Source organism: Rhodococcus sp. OS5 (assembly GCF_056837585.1).
The window spans coordinates 5,734,951-5,750,107 of record NZ_CM166368.1; the positions used below are offsets into that span (position 1 = coordinate 5,734,951).

Genomic DNA, 15,157 nt, shown 5'->3' on the forward strand with positions numbered 1-15,157 from the left:
TCAGACGTGCTCGAAGTAGCGTTCGAGCTCCCAGTCGGAGACTCCTGCGGCCGGGTCTCCCCCAGTGGTGAAGAACTGCAACCATTCCCACCGGCGCGTGCCGATCCAGTACTCCACCAGCTCTCGCCCCAAAACCTCCGTCAGGTTTACATCGCCACTCAATTCCGCGATCGCTCGAGAGAGGCTGGCTGGCAACTTCGGGGTTCCCGGCGGCAATCCCCAGGCCATGACGGTGCATTCGAGGCCAGGATCGCTGTGATCGCGCAGACCGATCAGACCGCCGGCAAGGAACGATGCCATCGACAGATAGATGTTCACGTCCGCCGACGGGACGCGATACTCGACACGAGAGAGCTTCTCGGTCGTGCAGACGGCTCGAACGGCCGCACTCTTGTTGTCAACACCCCACGTGACGGTGGTGGGAGGTCCGTCGAATTCTGCGATTCTGCGGTATGAGTTCACGGTCGGATACTGGAAAGAACTGGCCGCCGCCATTGTGTCGAGGACGCCACCGATGAAGTTCCGCATCGTCTCCGACGGGCGCGAGGGCTCAACTTCATCGAAGAAGGCGTTCCGTCCGTCCTGTTGAAGCGAAAGGTTGATGTGAGCGCCCTGCCCGAACTGGTCCGGCGACCACCGAGCCATGAAGGTGATGGTGCGACCGTGCTCGTAGGCGACTTCCCGCATGATCTGCTTCGTTCGTACGTACCAGTCCGCTGCGGTGAGAATGTCGGTCGGTGGGAGATTTACTTCGATTTGGCCATGCGCGGACTCGTCTGCCCAGCCTTCCCAAGGGATTCCGGCCCGTTCGATGCGGTCAGCTATTGCGTCCATGAGCGTCGTGTAGTCCCGTGATCTGCTCAACAGGTAGATCGCGCCCTGGGTACCGCCGAGTGGATGCAGGTTCGTGAAACGCTGTTCGCGGGCCTGCTCGATCGACTCTTCGAACACCGTGGCCTCGATCTCCACGGCCGCCTTACCTGTAAATCCAAGCTCGGCAAGCTCTTTGACCACACGTGCGAGCGTGGATCGCGAACACACCGGAAGCGGTGCCCCGTGTTGATCGACCAGATCACACATCACCGTGGCGAGACCTGGTAGTGATGCGTCGGTTGACAGAGTCGTAAGGTCGGGACGAAGGAAGACGTCGTGCATCTCACCGCGCCAATCACCGAAATCGAATCCGAGCTGAGCGGTGTTCCCGAGATCGACTGCGAGGGCGATATCAGCGAATCCCCAGCCCGATTGCGCTCCGGACTCAAACTTTTTGGGTGACAGATGTTTTCCGACCAAGGCACCATCCAACGTCACGGTTTGTGCGCGAATCGTGCGAACGGAATTGTTGCCGATCCATTCACCGAGGTTCGTCGTGTCAGACATGGAGGACCGCCTTCATTGATGCTCCCGCGACGACCGACAATTGTCGGTTCGTGCCTTTGATGTAGAACTTCCCTGCGCGCAGGGAATAGACGAACAACTCGAAACCCGCTAGCAGTCGACGTAGATCCATCTCGAGGCCGTGAATTTCATACGCATCCGTTGTCGGCCCCACGTGCACGGCTGCGCCCGTGTCGAGAGCAGCCAATGACAATCCGGGCATTCCAGGCAGGCCCGAAGCTTTCTCCCAGAATTCACACGCTGCGATGTCCAGCGTCGGTGGCTCTGGTTCGATAAGAGGGGTTAACGGGGCAACATTCGCAGTGCCCGCCAGGGGCTGGTCCTCGGATATCGCCAGTTCGTCGACGCTGATTCCGACAACCGGAACTGTCGACCCCTCGGGGCTACTGACGTGCACGCCGGTTGCTGTTCGAGTCAATCGCGCGCTTTGCGGATCACTGGTCGACTGCAGGTCGACCTCGGGGGGCATTGCCTCGAGAGCTTTCCTGCCTGAGTCGGAATCGAGAGCAACGCGCAGGCGGGTCACGACAGCTCGTACCAACGGGGGTGGGTCGAACTCCATCGTGACGGCGACGTCGGGCGCACACCGGGTATGGGATTCATCGGGTCGCGGTGGATCTGTATCCACCCGCTCTCGGATGTCGGTCATGGGGTGGTCCCTCCAGTTTCGGGGCATGGGGCAAGCGATTTGGTTGCGCGTCAGAGAGGCGCGGTTTTGTGCGATGTCGCAGCTCTCGCCCTGGTGTGATCTGCCAAGCGCTATAGTCGAGCAATGAAGTCAGTCACATGACTAACTCATGTGACTGAGATTATGGCGGATCGGAGCTAGCGTCAATAGGCAAACTGCAAGAGATCCCGAAGAGCGGCAACGACGCACCCGGAACGCACCGGGCAGATATAAGGAACGACCAGGGTGTCACGCACGCTGAGTGACATCGATACGCTCGACCCCTGGAGGCCCACGACAACGAGAAGGTGAACGGTAAAGCGAATGGCGTATCTGACAGCATCCGAGCGGCGGACTGCGATCGTCAAGGCCGCCGCCCGAGTCATCATTCGCGACGGACTGGCCGCGGCGACCACCCGCCGCATCGCCGACGAAGCCGGAGTCAACCTCGCTGCGTTGCACTACAGTTTCGACGGCAAAGGAGAGATCTATACCGCCGTGGACGACATGTTTCGTGCCACCACGGTGGGATCACGCCTGGTACCGACAACTGGCTGGACACGTCAAGAGATCATCCGTTCATTGCTCGAACGCTTCCAAGATCTTCTCCACACCGATCGAGACGTCCCGATCGCCCAATACGAGCTGCTGCTGTGGGCGCTGCGCAATCCCGACAAGGCCGAACTCGCCAGAGCCAGCTACACGACGTACATATCCGCCTTCGCCGATGAGCTTCGGCACGCAACCGACATCGCCGGCAGCGACGCCACACTGCTCGCCCGCTACACGATCGGCGCAATCGACGGAATCTACATGCAAAATCTCGCAACTGGCGCGACCGGAGTGAGCGCACCCGAACTCGACGCCATCTCGTCCGCAATCGTCGGCATCATCGATTCGATCCACCCGCCCCGCTAGAGTTTTCCCGTTTCCCACCCGGCGTTGCAATCGACAGCGCCGGGCCACAGTCGTGCCCGTAATCATCCGAATCCCGCAGCTGCATCCAAGGAATTTTCCGGAACTCATTGACGAACAGCAAGGGCGAAGCTAATCTCAGTCGATCGACTCAGTCATGTGACTGACATCACCATCTCCTGAGGGCTATCCCGATCCTCACACGCGCGATCGCGGCCGATCCCGGCATATAGCCCCTGCCCGCACTCGACAGTGCACAAATTCAAGGACGCACATATGAATCACTCGTCGAATAATGCTGTAGCACAGACTGATACGGATTCCATCAACCTTGAATCCGGCCATCTCAGCCGCCTTCAACTGACCTCGCTGGCCATCTCGTCAATGATCCCTGCCGTCGGCATGGCGTCGTTTCCAATGCTGCTGGTACTCAACGCAGGACTCGGTGGTTGGGTCGCTGCTCTGCTCGCAGCGCTGACAGTCATCTGCGTCGGCAGAGCAGTAACCGTCTTCGCTAGCCGGTATGTCGCCTCCGGATCGCTCTACTCCTACGCCGGCGAAGTATTCGGGCGATGGGCACAGTCACTGATCGGAGCCTCGTTGTTCCTCGGGTATCTGGCGATGGTCGCAAGCATTTTGCTGGTCATCGGCGCGTACAGCGGTAGCTTTCTGCAATCTATCGGCATCGACGGCGGCCTCGATCGCCCTGCACAAATCGCGATCTACCTCGCCTCCGCAGCAATTGTCGCGGCGATCACCTGTCGCGGCCTAGATGTTTCGATCGTAATCGCGGTCCTACTCACCGCGATTTGTCTTCCACTGTTGCTGGCCATTACCGGGGCGAGTGCGATTCACACTGGTCTACATCTGCAGGAACAACTGACTCTTCAGGGCGCGTCCGTCAGCGGGATCGTGGCCGGCATCGCATCCGGAACTGCGTTCCTGGTCGGTTTCGAGGGGAGCGCGGCCCTGGCCGCGGAGACCCGCGACCCGAAGAAGAATGTGCCGGCCGCCGTGATGAGTGTTCCCATCGTGCTTGGAACCTTGTACGTGATCGCAACCTTCCTACAGGCACCAGGAATCACGGAGACGTCCGACCAAATCCTTTCCGGCACATCATCCCCCGCCGCCCTGGCCGAGAATGCGGGCTTACCGACCGCAATGGGACAAATGACGGACCTCGTTGTCGCCGTAGCGACCTTCGCCGCACTGATCGGATTCGTCAACTACGGATCCCGCTTCGTCGCCACTCTGTCAGCCGAAAAGCTTCTACCACAAAGGTTCACACGCATACACTCCCGATTTCACAGCCCTGTTTCCGCAATCCTGCTGATCATTCTCGGTGGCCTCTTCGGCATTTGCACTTTGGTGATCGGCGCCACGGGCCCACTTCCTTCCATCTATAACGCAGTGTCAACTCTGGTCGTCTATTTCTGGGTGAGCCCATACGTCGTCATCAGCATCGGCGCCGTGATGCTCCTCTTCCGCGAGCGCGCAGCCACCGCCGTGACAATCGCAGCACTGATCGCCGGTGCCGTCGCAACCTCATGGATCTATCTCAACGGAATCTTCTTCCCCGCACCGTCTCCAGTCAGTGCGATGTCCTACGTTGCGCTCGCAACCATCACGCCGGCCACTATCGCCTTTTACCTGATGGGGCGTCGAAGCCACGCTGACGCCTCCCAGCCGCCACCTCACCTGAACTCGGAACGAGCGACGGCCCGAGAGCAGTAGACGAACCTCAAATTCAAGCACCAAACCGGCTTCCCCGTCGCGAGGCACGGGCCCACCGGTGCATGAAGACCACGCCGCCTAACCTGCACTGGAACTAAAAGCGGAAGCGCCGTCGGCGCCAATTTGCTCGAGTTGGATCAGTGGGCCAAAGACATGGTCCTTGAAGCCGTCGCTACGTCGCGTACGCGTCATCCTTCGGGCACAACCCTTCGGCTACAACGCGTGCGCGGCAGCCAACAACGCTGTGGCGCATGGAATGCCCTTCGACCATGCACTCACTGACGGAGACCTTCGGATTGATACTGAGCGTTCCGGATTCCTGATCAACACCGAATTCGGAGTCCTCGGTATCAGTCCGACATCAGGACCCACATACTCGAACACCGGCCGACCTGGGCGGAAATACACACTATGCCCAGGCCTGCTGCCAGCCCTGGAATCCTGGGTCATGACTGACGCCGACGGCCATGATCCAATGTCGAGGCGTTCGACGCGGCTGATTCCGTACGCGGCAAAAGAATCGCAGGCATGTTCTCAACCGCTCAATATCGGAACGCCCTTTCTGGGAACTCGTGTTCGGGGTCATCGGCTCGCGAATGCTCGAGCGCGGTGCCCACGCCCGACATGCGAACATTCGCATACTCGACTTTGACAATCATTTACATTAAGCAGTAGATCTATACCCATGCACCTCAACACCCGCATGTCGCGGCGCCTCACCCTTGCCACATCAGTAGGCCTCTCACTCGCCCTCGTTACGGGTTGCTCGTCCGACAACAAGGACTCCGCCCAGTCCGAAACCACGACCACGACGTCGGCCGCACCAACCGAACAGGCCTCGGCAACACCACGTCTCGCCGTGTCGTACGACGGCGGCGTCCTGGTGCTGGATGCAACTTCCCTCGACGTGGTCGGCGAGACCGAGATCGCTGGCTTCACCCGACTCAACCCGGCCGGCGACGGTCGCCACGTCATGATCTCTGCCGGCGAAGCATTCAAGGTGCTCGACACCGGCACGTGGTCTTCGGCTCACGGTGATCATTCTCATTACTACACAGCCGATCCCGCGATGTCCGAGGTCGAGTTCGCAGCCAACGAACCCGGACACGTTGTACGCCATGCCGGAAAAACCGTTCTCTTCAACGACGGCTCGGGACTCGTCGAGATCTTCGATCCGGCGCAGTTGGCAAAACGCCAACCCCGCGTCGAGACGTACACCACGCCAGAACCCCATCACGGCGTTGCGGTCGCACTTGCCGATGGCAGCCTGTTGACGACCATCGGAAATTCTGAGTCCCGCAACGGCATTGCCATCCTCGATGCCGACCGCCGGGAAATCCTGCGCAACGAACAGTGCCCCGGTGTCCACGGCGAAGCAGTCGCTGCCGGCGAAGCCATCGTGCTGGGCTGCCAGGACGGGTTGCTCGTGTACAAGAACGGAGCGATCACCAAGGTCCAGAGTCCGGATGCATACGGCCGCATCGGAAATCAGGCAGGCTCGGAGGAGTCGGACATCGTGCTGGGTGATTACAAGACCGACAAGGACGCCGAACTCGAACGTCCGCAACGGGTCTCACTGACCAACACGACGACGTCCGAACTCAAGCTCGTCGACCTCGGCACCAGCTACACCTTCCGCTCACTCGGCCGCGGACCACACGGAGAGGCACTGGTGCTCGGCACCGACGGCGCCATCCACGTCATCGACCCGAACACCGGCGTCGTCACCAAGAAGATCGCCGTCATAGACGCATGGACCGAGCCCACCAAATGGCAAGAGCCCAGGCCCGCGCTCTTCGTAGAAGATCACACCGCTTACGTCACCGACCCAGCGTCGAAGAAGTTGATCGCAGTCGACCTCGAGGACGGCAGCATCCTGACCGAGACCACTCTCGATCACGCCCCCAACGAATTGACCGGTGTCACCGGCTGATTCAGATCCTCACCTCAGGCCCCCATCTCACACCGAGATGAGGGCCTGAGCCGTTCTCGTGCTTCGCCTACTGACCAGGGAATCTCATACCCAGGCAGTCCTCGAGGTGCTACGACGCGCGCCTCAGAGAATCGAAGCCGTTGTCGCCAGCTCTGCTGGAGCTGAGCGATGAGCAGGACCACGATTGACCGCGGCACAAGTCAGCATGGAATAACTCCGTGTGGAGGTTCGTTGGAGATGGTGTCGGTGTTCGGTTCTTTGCCCCGGGTACCACCCCAGAATTGCCACTTCGAGTGGCCACTTGCCGAGAGGCGCAAGACGGGCACCGACGCGCTGGAGCCGCTGGACACCTGCAGGTGTCCGGCGGCTTCGTCGTGTCCGGGGTCGGACCTCGGTCCGTGACGGTCGAGGTCCACGATGTCGACCGCCGAATCTGCAATAACCGAAAACGCGTGGTTTTCCTACCGGAGGGTGGACACTCGATCATGCGCCAAAGCAGCTATGACCGTCCCTCTGCCGACAGGGCACTCCGATGGCTACTGCTGACATGGGGCCTCGGCAACTCTGTGGTGTGGTGGATCCACCTTTCACGGCGAGGCAGTCGCGCAGTCGAGACGTCACCGATACAGCCGGGCCCGTTCGGGGAGGCCAACTGGCTCGATATGGGAGGTTTCCTCGCATATTCCTCGGCCGCAACCTTGTTGATCATCGCGATTTGGTACGTCGCGGCCCGCAGGTGATCCGCACCGATAGAGTCCATGACATGGACGCCCTTTCACAGTCCGAACGGGAGAATTCGCTAGAGACCGACCGACTGCTTCTGCGACCGTTCCGTGTGCCCGATGCCGTTGTCTTGCGGGAGCTCTGGGGTGAGCGCGATCCTCGTGTCCCACCGCATCGTCGGATCGATTCCGATGGTCGACCCTCCATCGGAGACATCGAGGACCAGATTCGCAGTCGCTCACACCAACCCGGTCTACTGGCGGTGGAGCGTAAAGGATCCCATGACGTCATCGGCTACTGCGGCCTGATCGAGACTGAGCACGGACCTGACGGAGAGCCTGAACTGGCATTCGAATTTCTCCGTAGGGCATGGTGTCAGGGATATGCGACTGAGGCCTCATGGGCGGTAATCCAATGGGCGCAGGCATCAGGCTATCGACGTCTGTGGGCCACGGTCCGTGACTGGAACGGCGCTTCTCGCCGTGTGCTGGAAAAACTCGTATTCGTGGCGACCGACCATGCGGAGCCTCACGAAATCCACGGGGACCTGCTGTTCACGACAAAGGCACTGTGACTGCCTCGGCGACACAGGACTCGATGCCGCAATGACGAAGGTGCTGCGACGCGGTGACTCGGAACGCGCGCCGCAGCACGGGGAGTAGCTAGGCCGGGTTTTCGCCGGCAGCGACGTCGAGGATCCACGTCACCCCGAACGCATCGGTGAGCATGCCGAAACCGGGGCTCCACGCCGCGGCGGCAAGACCCTCGATGATCGATGCACCAGCAGAGAGTTTGGCCCAGTAGTTCTGCACCTCTTCGAGGGTTTCACCGCGAACCGAGACGAAGAACGGTTGGTCAGTGATCGTGGTGCCGTTCTCGCGGTGTGTCGAGCCTGCGTTGCCGGCCGAGCCGCCCGACTGTCCAGGGATGTCGTATGCCATCACACAGAAGCCGTCCTCTGTCTCCACCTGGCCGAACACGACGTTCTCAGCGCCGGGCACCTCCTTGGGCATCCCGAAGTCGCCGTAGGTTGCGATCGTGACCTGGCCACCGAAGACGGACTGGTAGAACTCCAGAGCCGCGCGGGCGTCTCCGCGGAAGTTGAGGTGGGTCGTTGTCTTGATGCTCATGTCTGCTCCTGGTGCGAACGTCGCTCGGGTTTTCCCTGACGACGTCGACTCTCACAGCCGTATAGGACTGTTTTCGTCCTAGACTCGTCGTAGTCTCACCGCATGGCGACCACCACTCGACTCTTGAATCTGCTGTCCCTCTTGCAGACGAGACGCGACTGGCCGGGCGCTCTACTCGCCGAGCGGCTCGACATCAGCCATCGCACGGTCCGCCGCGATATCGACCGGCTCAGGGAGATGGGTTACCGCATTGCGGCGACCATGGGCCCGGACGGCGGATACCGACTCGACGCCGGCAGCGAGCTGCCACCCCTGCTGTTCGACGACGATCAGGTCATCGCACTGGCAGTTGCGCTGCAGGCGGCGACGCTGACCGGCGTCGGTATCGAAGAGGATGCGGTTCGAGCGTTGACCACTGTGCGGCAAGTGATGCCTTCGCGTCTGCGCCATCGCCTCGACGCGCTCACGTTCACCACGATTTCGGCCGGTTCCGGCGACGCAGACTCCGTGTCCCCAGAGGTGCTCGTAGCGATTTCCGCTGCAGTCCGCGGTCGCGAGGTGTTCCGCTTCGATTACTCGAACGACCAGTCAAACAACAGCGAAATAACACCCCCGCGCCGAGTGGAGCCGCATCATCTGGTGACCTCCAAGCGTCGCTGGTATCTCGTCGCGTGGGATCTCGCGCGAGACGACTGGCGAATCTTCCGCGCCGATCGCATCACCCCACGCACCCCGAACGGTCCCCGGTTCACGCCGAAGGAAATCCCCGGCGGCGACGTCAGCGAATACGTGTCCGCGCGCTTCAAAGGATCGGAACATATCAACAATTGGCCGTGCCATGGCAAGGTCGTTCTCCATCGACCAGCCAGTTATGTTCTTCCCTTTGTCGGGGAAGGCATCGTCGAAGATCGTGGCCCCGAGCAGTGCAGTCTCGAAGCCGGATCATGGTCTTGGACGGCGCTGGCAGCCTCCTTCAACCGATTCGACACCGACATCGATGTCGTCGGCCCGGCAGAACTTACCCACGCTTTCGCGCAACTCGCCGCCCGCAACGCCGCGACTGCTGAGAGTTAGTCAGTCGTCTCGAATGAGATCCAGGTCTCCAACGCAACCGTGCGCCCGCGGGTTCGTGATAACTTTCAAGTCCTCAGAGGACCTGAGGACTTGAAGACCTGAACGAAGGGATGCCCAAGGAGATGAAGAAGGGGCAAGTTGCATTTCTCACCGGCACACACGTCGTGAACGATCTGTACCAGGGGGCTGTGCCTGCGCTGTTGCCGTTCATGATGCTCGAACGCGGATATTCCTATTCCGCGGTCGCCGGAATCACGCTCGCCGCGACCGGACTATCCAGTGTCGTGCAACCTGCATTCGGCATGCTGGTCGATCGAAAGAGCCGAAACTGGCTGGTACCCACAGGTTTTGTGACGGCCGCAGCAGGCATTGTCGTGGCAGCGATGAGCACCACCTACATCGTCACTTGGCTGGCAATTGCCGTGGCCGGCATCGGCATCGCCGCATACCATCCTCCCGCCACAAATTTGGCACGCGCGGCTGGAGGTCATTCACAGAAAGCCATGAGCGTGTTCTCCGTGGGCGGTACGTTGGGCGCCTCGCTGGCGCCACCGTTTGTCACGCTCGTGGTTGGCTCACTCGGTTTGTCCGGCGGCTATCTACTCGCAGTTCCTGCAGTGGTGGCGGCTATTTGGTGGATGGTCGCCCAGTCGCGATCGGCCAACACGGGTGCGGCCGAGTCAGCCCAGTCGTTGAGTGCGCAACTGGCAGCGAACGGTCCCGTGTCAGACGATTGGCGCTCGTTCACACGACTCGTGCTGGTAACGGTCTGTTGGTCAATTCCGTACGTGACCACTCTGTCGTTGGTCTCACCGTTCGTGCTCAACGCACTGAACGGATCGTCCTCGAGCGCTGCAATCGTGTTGTCCTCCTTCACATTGGCAGGAGCGGCCGGAACGCTACTGGGAGGAGTCCTCGCGGACCGTCGTGGTCGACGCGCATCCATCCGACTCGGCTACCTGCTTGCGGTACCTTCACTGGCACTGCTCGCTGCCGCCCCGCACGTCGCAGTTGCCGAATTGGGAATCGTCTGTCTCGGATTTGCTATGTTCCTGCCCTTCGCGCCACAGGTGACATTGGCGCAGGACTACCTACCGAATCGCCCCGGCACAGCAAGTGGGGTGACGCTCGGACTCGCGATGTCCGTGGGGGGCATCGCATCTCCGCTGTTCGGCTACCTGGCAGATCACTTCGGACCGCGCATGGCGATCGGGGCGACAACTGCAGTGCTGTTCGTCGGCGCCGTCATCGCATTCACCTTGCGCGATCGACGACTCGACCCGGAAGACGAGACGGAGCGCGAACTGGACGTCATCGCCCTTCGATAAACCGAAAGACGGCCCCGTAGTCTGAAGATTCATCGGAGGACATGAAGTATTACTCGGTGAGCCGCTCCATTGCGGTTCACCGAGTCAGTCAGGAGCAGTCACATGGCAGTGCGCCAGATCAAGCAGCAGTCGCTGGTACAGAAAGCCGCGGACGAACTTGCGCGCCTCATCGGCGACGGCGAGTGGCCGGTCGGGACCAAAATCCCGAACGAACAGGCTCTGAGCACACTCCTCGGAGTCGGGCGTTCGACCGGCAGAGAGGCCGTTCGCGCACTGATTGCGTCAGGCCAGCTCTACTCGCATCAAGGGTCCGGCACCTACGTCATGTCCTCGACACCGGTCACAGAACTCGAGCGAGAACTCAAACGCTCGGACCGCCGCGAAGTCTACGAAGTACGCAGACTCCTGGAAGTGGAAGCGGGCCGCCTGGCTGCCATGCGCCGAACTTCGGCCGACGTCGATCTGTTACACGCAGCACTCGAAGCCCGTGAAAATGCCTCGACACCAACAGAATTTGTCGACGCTGACATGGAACTACATCGCGCCGTGGTGAATGCTGCGCACAACAGCGTGTTGTCGATGGTGTTCGATTCATTCATCGAAACGCTCCGCAACTCGGCCCTGGACGTGATCACCGACGTCGCGGCGCGAGACCCCGAATCGATCGACGACGAAGGCGCTGCCCACCGAGATCTAGTAGAAGCCATCGTCGCGGGTGATGCCGACGCCGCCAGCGCGGCAACGCGCAGGAACATGGACGGGCTCGACTGACCCTCTCTATCGTTGTCAGGCATGACGTCCACATCGCTCCCTCCACGGGGTCTCCGGATCGGTCTGTCCGCCATCGCGTGGCTAAACCTGCTCTCTGCGCTCGTAGGAATGGCGGGCCTGACGATCGGCGGCGGGATGGGCCTGCCTCCTGAGTGGATCGAGGGAACCGTCTTCCCTTCATATTTCTGGCCCGGAATCCTCCTCGGCGTTGTCGTCGGAGGCATCCAGGCCGCCGCGCTCTTCGCTCAGCACAACAGGTTCCGTCTGACGTGGGGCCTGCACGCGGCCGCCGGCCTGACCATGATGATCTGGATCTTCGTCGAGATCGCCATCGTTCTCGCCTGGTCGCCGCTGCAGGGCATCTTCTTCACCACCGGACTAGTCCAGACGATCCTCGCCGTTCTCGCACTCGGCGCCTGGCCTCGCCCCTTCCTCCAACGAGTCGAGTAATGACGGAACCTGTTCTCGAACAACAGAATCACGACGACCGGGCCCACCTCACCTTCTCGAAACAGCCCTTGACTCGAAAGCATGTTCGAGTATGATGGAAGGTGGAACGGGGGGTTCTCATGACGATCAACATCACCGAAGATACTGTCACCGACGTGGTCAACAGCTCCGCCGTGGGTGTGCGCGGACGATTGTGGCGGCTTCACCCCAGCGACGTCCGCGAGATCGCCATCACCGCGTCAGCGGAAATCCTTCGCCTGGAAGCCATTCGAGTGGCCGCCGTCGACACCCTGACGTTGAACCCGGACGAACAAGTACTCTGCTACCGCGGCACCGGACAATGGCTCGCGAACCACACCATGCTGCAGATCTCCACCGGCAGAAGAATCGCAGCCCTGGGAAAAGCGCTACGGTCGTTTCCCGAGATCGAAGACCAATTCGATGCCGGTGACCTCACTTTCGAGCACGCAGCACTGATCGTGGCGTTCTGCGAATCCCCACCCAAGGCAATGCCCGACGCCGCACTACCGTACTGCCGCGACACACTCCTCGCCGCAGCATCCGGAACCGAAGCAACCACCGTCAAACTGCGCTACGCCATCAGCGTCCTCGAGCACATGTTCGAATCCGACGACCCACCACCAAGCGAAGACACCGACCGCAACGAACTGCGCATCTCCCCCACCCTCAACGGAAGAGTCGCCGTCCGAGGCGATTTCGACGGAATGACCGGCGAAATGCTTCTCTCCGCCCTCTCCAACCTCTCCATGCCCACCCCCGCCGAAGACGGCACACCCGACAAACGACCCGCCGCCACACGCAACGCAGACGCCATGGCAGAACTCATCCGGCGCTACCTCGACAACGCTGCCACCGGCATCGACGGCGGCCAACGCCCACACCTGAACGTGCACATCAACGCCAAAGACCTGGCCTACCACCGTGAATGCGCCACAACGGGCGATGGCTCAACACCTGTCCCGTCCGAGGACGACGATCCCGGCATGCTCGATCTCGACTTCCAATATCTCGACAAACAAGATCTCGATGTCGGCCACATGCCCTGGATGGGACCACTGAGCATCGGCCGCACCCGCATGATCGCCTGCGACTGCATGCTCTCCAGCGTCCTCCTCGACGAAAACGGTGCCCCACTCGACGTCACCCCACTCAAAAGGCTTGTCACCGCAGCACAACGAACCGCACTGATCGCCCGCGACAAAGGATGCGCCTTCCCCGGCTGCGACTGCGTCCCCGCCTGGACCGACGCCCACCACATCAAACACTGGGCCAAAGGAGGACCAACCGTCATGGACAACCTGGTCCTGCTCTGCCGAACCCACCACACCCTGATGCACCGAAAACCCGGATTCACCGGCAAATGGGAAATCCGAATGGGCACCGATCACCTGCCCTGGTTCATCCCACCACCGGGCATCGACCCCGACCGGAAACCCCGCCGCTCCACCACACGACTCTGAACCCGGAGGTCACCGAGCACACGCCTCGGTGACCCATTCCGGAGTGCTTCGATAGCCGGAAAGGGCGGCACGGTGTCCCCTATTGCTAGCGTTGAGCGTGTGTTTGCACAGGGAACCAACGCGCTGACGGTAGACGGCCGACCGACGCTCGCGCATATCGATTTTGCCCTTATGGATTCCTATCGATTTCCCGACCGGCAGGGCTTCCCCGATTCATATCGCGCATTCATCAGGCACGCAGGTTGGGCGCGGACCTTCGGACTCTGGCTCATCTATCCGCCCGTCCTTCCCGGATTTGCGGACGGCTGGCAAGGGCGCGCCCGCAACCTCACCGCCCATCTTCATTCGGTCTACAGAGAAGGACAGGATGACGAGTTCGATTGGATGATCGAACCCGACGGCGATTGGTCACTCCCCGACTCGCTGCAGGTTTTCGGATGGAGCGAAAACGGTGACGCCCTCCTGTGGGACACAGCATCACGCGACACCGACGGAGAGTTTCCGGTTTGGGAATCACGCTCGTTCAACTCTCTCCACCGCCTCGGCGGGAGCATCCACGAAGCACTACCGTCCATTCGCACCCGGGCTATGGGCCTGTTCGGACCTCGCACCTCCGACATCGAGCCACTCCAGCCCACCCAACTCTGACGCGCGACCCAAATTATCGATAGGCCGCGGACACAGCCACGAATACGAAACCTACGACGACGACCAGGGACAGATAGCCGAGAACGAGTCCGGCCACTGCCAATCCGCGCCCACTTTCGCCGGAACGGCGAATCTGGTTCAACGACACATGCCCCACTGGAATAGCAAGAACTCCACCGAAGATTCCAAGTACAAGTGCGACGATGGCCAAGGCATTCGTGCCGACCGCTGGTCGCGCTGGATAGCGCGCTGCAAGTTGATCTGCAAGTACCGGAATCCCGTCCGATGTGAAGCCCACTTGTGCAAAAACGGGTTGGCCATCGGCGGTGTAGTCGACCACCCCAGGGAGCGGTGCCGCCACCTGCCTGACAGGCCCGAACGTCGAACGAAGGCTCCTCCCTAACAGCAGCGCCGCGGCCATATACAGCAACAGCCCCGCCACAGATCCGGCTATCCAGGCTCCACGAAACGCCGGCCCGTCGACGTCGAGGATCCTCCCCGCCGCCCTCACACCGGATCCTGCTGCACCGACCGCGATACTCAAATTCACTGCGCCAGGAATAACGGCAAGCATGGCAATGGCACCGACACCAAGCGACAATGCCGGGCCACCGCGTCGCCGCCACGCCAACGAACTCATCAGCGCTGCAAACAAAGTCACAGCGGTGCCCAGAAGCCCAGTCACAAATCCGACAACGACTCCCGTCTCGAAGTCCCCACCTAGATGACGAGCAACCCACTGTGCCCAGGCCCGCGCGAATGGCGGCCCGAGCGTCAGCGAGACAACGACCGTTGCAACCGCAGCGCACGCCACGACACTGATGACCCGCAGAATCCACCCCAGATAACCGAAATGCGAATTATTCTGCGCAACAGTAGTTTCCGAGTCAATCACCAGGATTCCT

The 15,157-nt window shown here is 61.0% G+C and carries 14 protein-coding genes; 10 read left to right on the forward strand and 4 right to left on the reverse strand.

Going from position 1 to position 15,157, the window contains the following annotated elements; translation table 11 throughout:
- Both ACVZUB_RS26870 and ACVZUB_RS26875 read right to left on the reverse strand, forming a co-directional pair.
- Entirely contained in the window at positions 1-1,380 is a 1,380-nt protein-coding gene (locus tag ACVZUB_RS26870) for a glutamine synthetase family protein (RefSeq protein ID WP_019745640.1), read from the reverse strand.
- Positions 1,373-2,047: a hypothetical protein gene (locus tag ACVZUB_RS26875; protein WP_064688361.1), complete on the reverse strand. Its 675-nt coding sequence runs from the start codon at positions 2,045-2,047 to the stop codon at positions 1,373-1,375. The genes ACVZUB_RS26870 and ACVZUB_RS26875 overlap by 8 nt, the downstream gene beginning before the upstream one ends.
- Positions 2,048-2,389: 342 nt before the next feature.
- On the opposite strand from ACVZUB_RS26875, the gene ACVZUB_RS26880 reads away from it, so the two are divergent.
- The 4 genes from ACVZUB_RS26880 to ACVZUB_RS26895 all read left to right on the forward strand — a co-directional run bounded on the left by ACVZUB_RS26880 (position 2,390) and on the right by ACVZUB_RS26895 (position 7,944).
- Entirely contained in the window at positions 2,390-2,983 is a 594-nt protein-coding gene (locus ACVZUB_RS26880) for a TetR/AcrR family transcriptional regulator (protein WP_165638380.1), read from the forward strand.
- A 273-nt stretch (positions 2,984-3,256) separates the two neighbouring features.
- On the forward strand, positions 3,257-4,714 hold the full coding sequence (locus tag ACVZUB_RS26885; protein ID WP_315873498.1) for an APC family permease: 1,458 nt from the start codon (positions 3,257-3,259) through the stop codon (positions 4,712-4,714).
- A 685-nt stretch (positions 4,715-5,399) separates the two neighbouring features.
- Positions 5,400-6,647, forward strand: a complete 1,248-nt coding sequence (aztD, locus tag ACVZUB_RS26890) for a zinc metallochaperone AztD (RefSeq protein ID WP_482627911.1) — start codon at positions 5,400-5,402, stop codon at positions 6,645-6,647.
- A gap of 763 nt (positions 6,648-7,410) precedes the next feature.
- Positions 7,411-7,944: a GNAT family N-acetyltransferase gene (locus tag ACVZUB_RS26895; protein ID WP_007729791.1), complete on the forward strand. Its 534-nt coding sequence runs from the start codon at positions 7,411-7,413 to the stop codon at positions 7,942-7,944.
- Positions 7,945-8,032: 88 nt separating this feature from the next.
- On the opposite strand, the gene ACVZUB_RS26900 is transcribed toward ACVZUB_RS26895, so the two are convergent.
- Positions 8,033-8,500 carry a VOC family protein gene (locus ACVZUB_RS26900; RefSeq protein ID WP_007729793.1) on the reverse strand — a complete coding sequence of 156 codons (468 nt, stop codon included), beginning with the start codon at positions 8,498-8,500 and terminating at the stop codon, positions 8,033-8,035.
- Between the two features lie 102 nt (positions 8,501-8,602).
- On the opposite strand from ACVZUB_RS26900, the gene ACVZUB_RS26905 reads away from it, so the two are divergent.
- From ACVZUB_RS26905 to ACVZUB_RS26930, 6 genes are all read left to right on the forward strand, one after another.
- Positions 8,603-9,574: a helix-turn-helix transcriptional regulator gene (locus ACVZUB_RS26905; protein WP_482627912.1), complete on the forward strand. Its 972-nt coding sequence runs from the start codon at positions 8,603-8,605 to the stop codon at positions 9,572-9,574.
- Positions 9,575-9,696: 122 nt separating this feature from the next.
- Positions 9,697-10,902, forward strand: a complete 1,206-nt coding sequence (locus tag ACVZUB_RS26910) for an MFS transporter (RefSeq protein ID WP_042447245.1) — start codon at positions 9,697-9,699, stop codon at positions 10,900-10,902.
- Between the two features lie 102 nt (positions 10,903-11,004).
- Entirely contained in the window at positions 11,005-11,673 is a 669-nt protein-coding gene (locus tag ACVZUB_RS26915) for a FadR/GntR family transcriptional regulator (protein WP_482627913.1), read from the forward strand.
- Positions 11,674-11,694: 21 nt separating this feature from the next.
- On the forward strand, positions 11,695-12,123 hold the full coding sequence (locus ACVZUB_RS26920) for a hypothetical protein (RefSeq protein ID WP_225320164.1): 429 nt from the start codon (positions 11,695-11,697) through the stop codon (positions 12,121-12,123).
- Positions 12,124-12,242: 119 nt separating this feature from the next.
- A complete protein-coding gene (locus ACVZUB_RS26925; RefSeq protein ID WP_482627914.1) occupies positions 12,243-13,604 on the forward strand; it encodes an HNH endonuclease signature motif containing protein in 1,362 nt (453 codons plus the stop codon).
- 99 nt (positions 13,605-13,703) lie between these two features.
- The gene (locus tag ACVZUB_RS26930) at positions 13,704-14,252 is read left to right on the forward strand and encodes an SMI1/KNR4 family protein (RefSeq protein ID WP_228401412.1); all 549 of its coding nucleotides are present in this window, start codon (positions 13,704-13,706) and stop codon (positions 14,250-14,252) included.
- 13 nt (positions 14,253-14,265) lie between these two features.
- Here ACVZUB_RS26930 and ACVZUB_RS26935 read toward each other — a convergent pair whose 3' ends face one another.
- Complete coding sequence (locus ACVZUB_RS26935; RefSeq protein WP_482627915.1) at positions 14,266-15,147, reverse strand: DUF4190 domain-containing protein; 882 nt, start codon at positions 15,145-15,147, stop codon at positions 14,266-14,268.
- Positions 15,148-15,157 lie beyond the last annotated feature (10 nt).

Bases quoted from the DNA above. Each gene is read 5' to 3' on its own strand.
- ACVZUB_RS26870 (WP_019745640.1), bottom strand. From the start codon at position 1,380: ATGTCTGACACGACGAACCTCGGTGAATGGATCGGCAACAATTCCGTT.
- ACVZUB_RS26875 (WP_064688361.1), bottom strand. From the start codon at position 2,047: ATGACCGACATCCGAGAGCGGGTGGATACAGATCCACCGCGACCCGAT.
- ACVZUB_RS26880 (WP_165638380.1), top strand. From the start codon at position 2,390: ATGGCGTATCTGACAGCATCCGAGCGGCGGACTGCGATCGTCAAGGCC.
- ACVZUB_RS26885 (WP_315873498.1), top strand. From the start codon at position 3,257: ATGAATCACTCGTCGAATAATGCTGTAGCACAGACTGATACGGATTCC.
- aztD (WP_482627911.1), top strand. From the start codon at position 5,400: ATGCACCTCAACACCCGCATGTCGCGGCGCCTCACCCTTGCCACATCA.
- ACVZUB_RS26895 (WP_007729791.1), top strand. From the start codon at position 7,411: ATGGACGCCCTTTCACAGTCCGAACGGGAGAATTCGCTAGAGACCGAC.
- ACVZUB_RS26900 (WP_007729793.1), bottom strand. From the start codon at position 8,500: ATGAGCATCAAGACAACGACCCACCTCAACTTCCGCGGAGACGCCCGC.
- ACVZUB_RS26905 (WP_482627912.1), top strand. From the start codon at position 8,603: ATGGCGACCACCACTCGACTCTTGAATCTGCTGTCCCTCTTGCAGACG.
- ACVZUB_RS26910 (WP_042447245.1), top strand. From the start codon at position 9,697: ATGAAGAAGGGGCAAGTTGCATTTCTCACCGGCACACACGTCGTGAAC.
- ACVZUB_RS26915 (WP_482627913.1), top strand. From the start codon at position 11,005: ATGGCAGTGCGCCAGATCAAGCAGCAGTCGCTGGTACAGAAAGCCGCG.
- ACVZUB_RS26920 (WP_225320164.1), top strand. From the start codon at position 11,695: ATGACGTCCACATCGCTCCCTCCACGGGGTCTCCGGATCGGTCTGTCC.
- ACVZUB_RS26925 (WP_482627914.1), top strand. From the start codon at position 12,243: ATGACGATCAACATCACCGAAGATACTGTCACCGACGTGGTCAACAGC.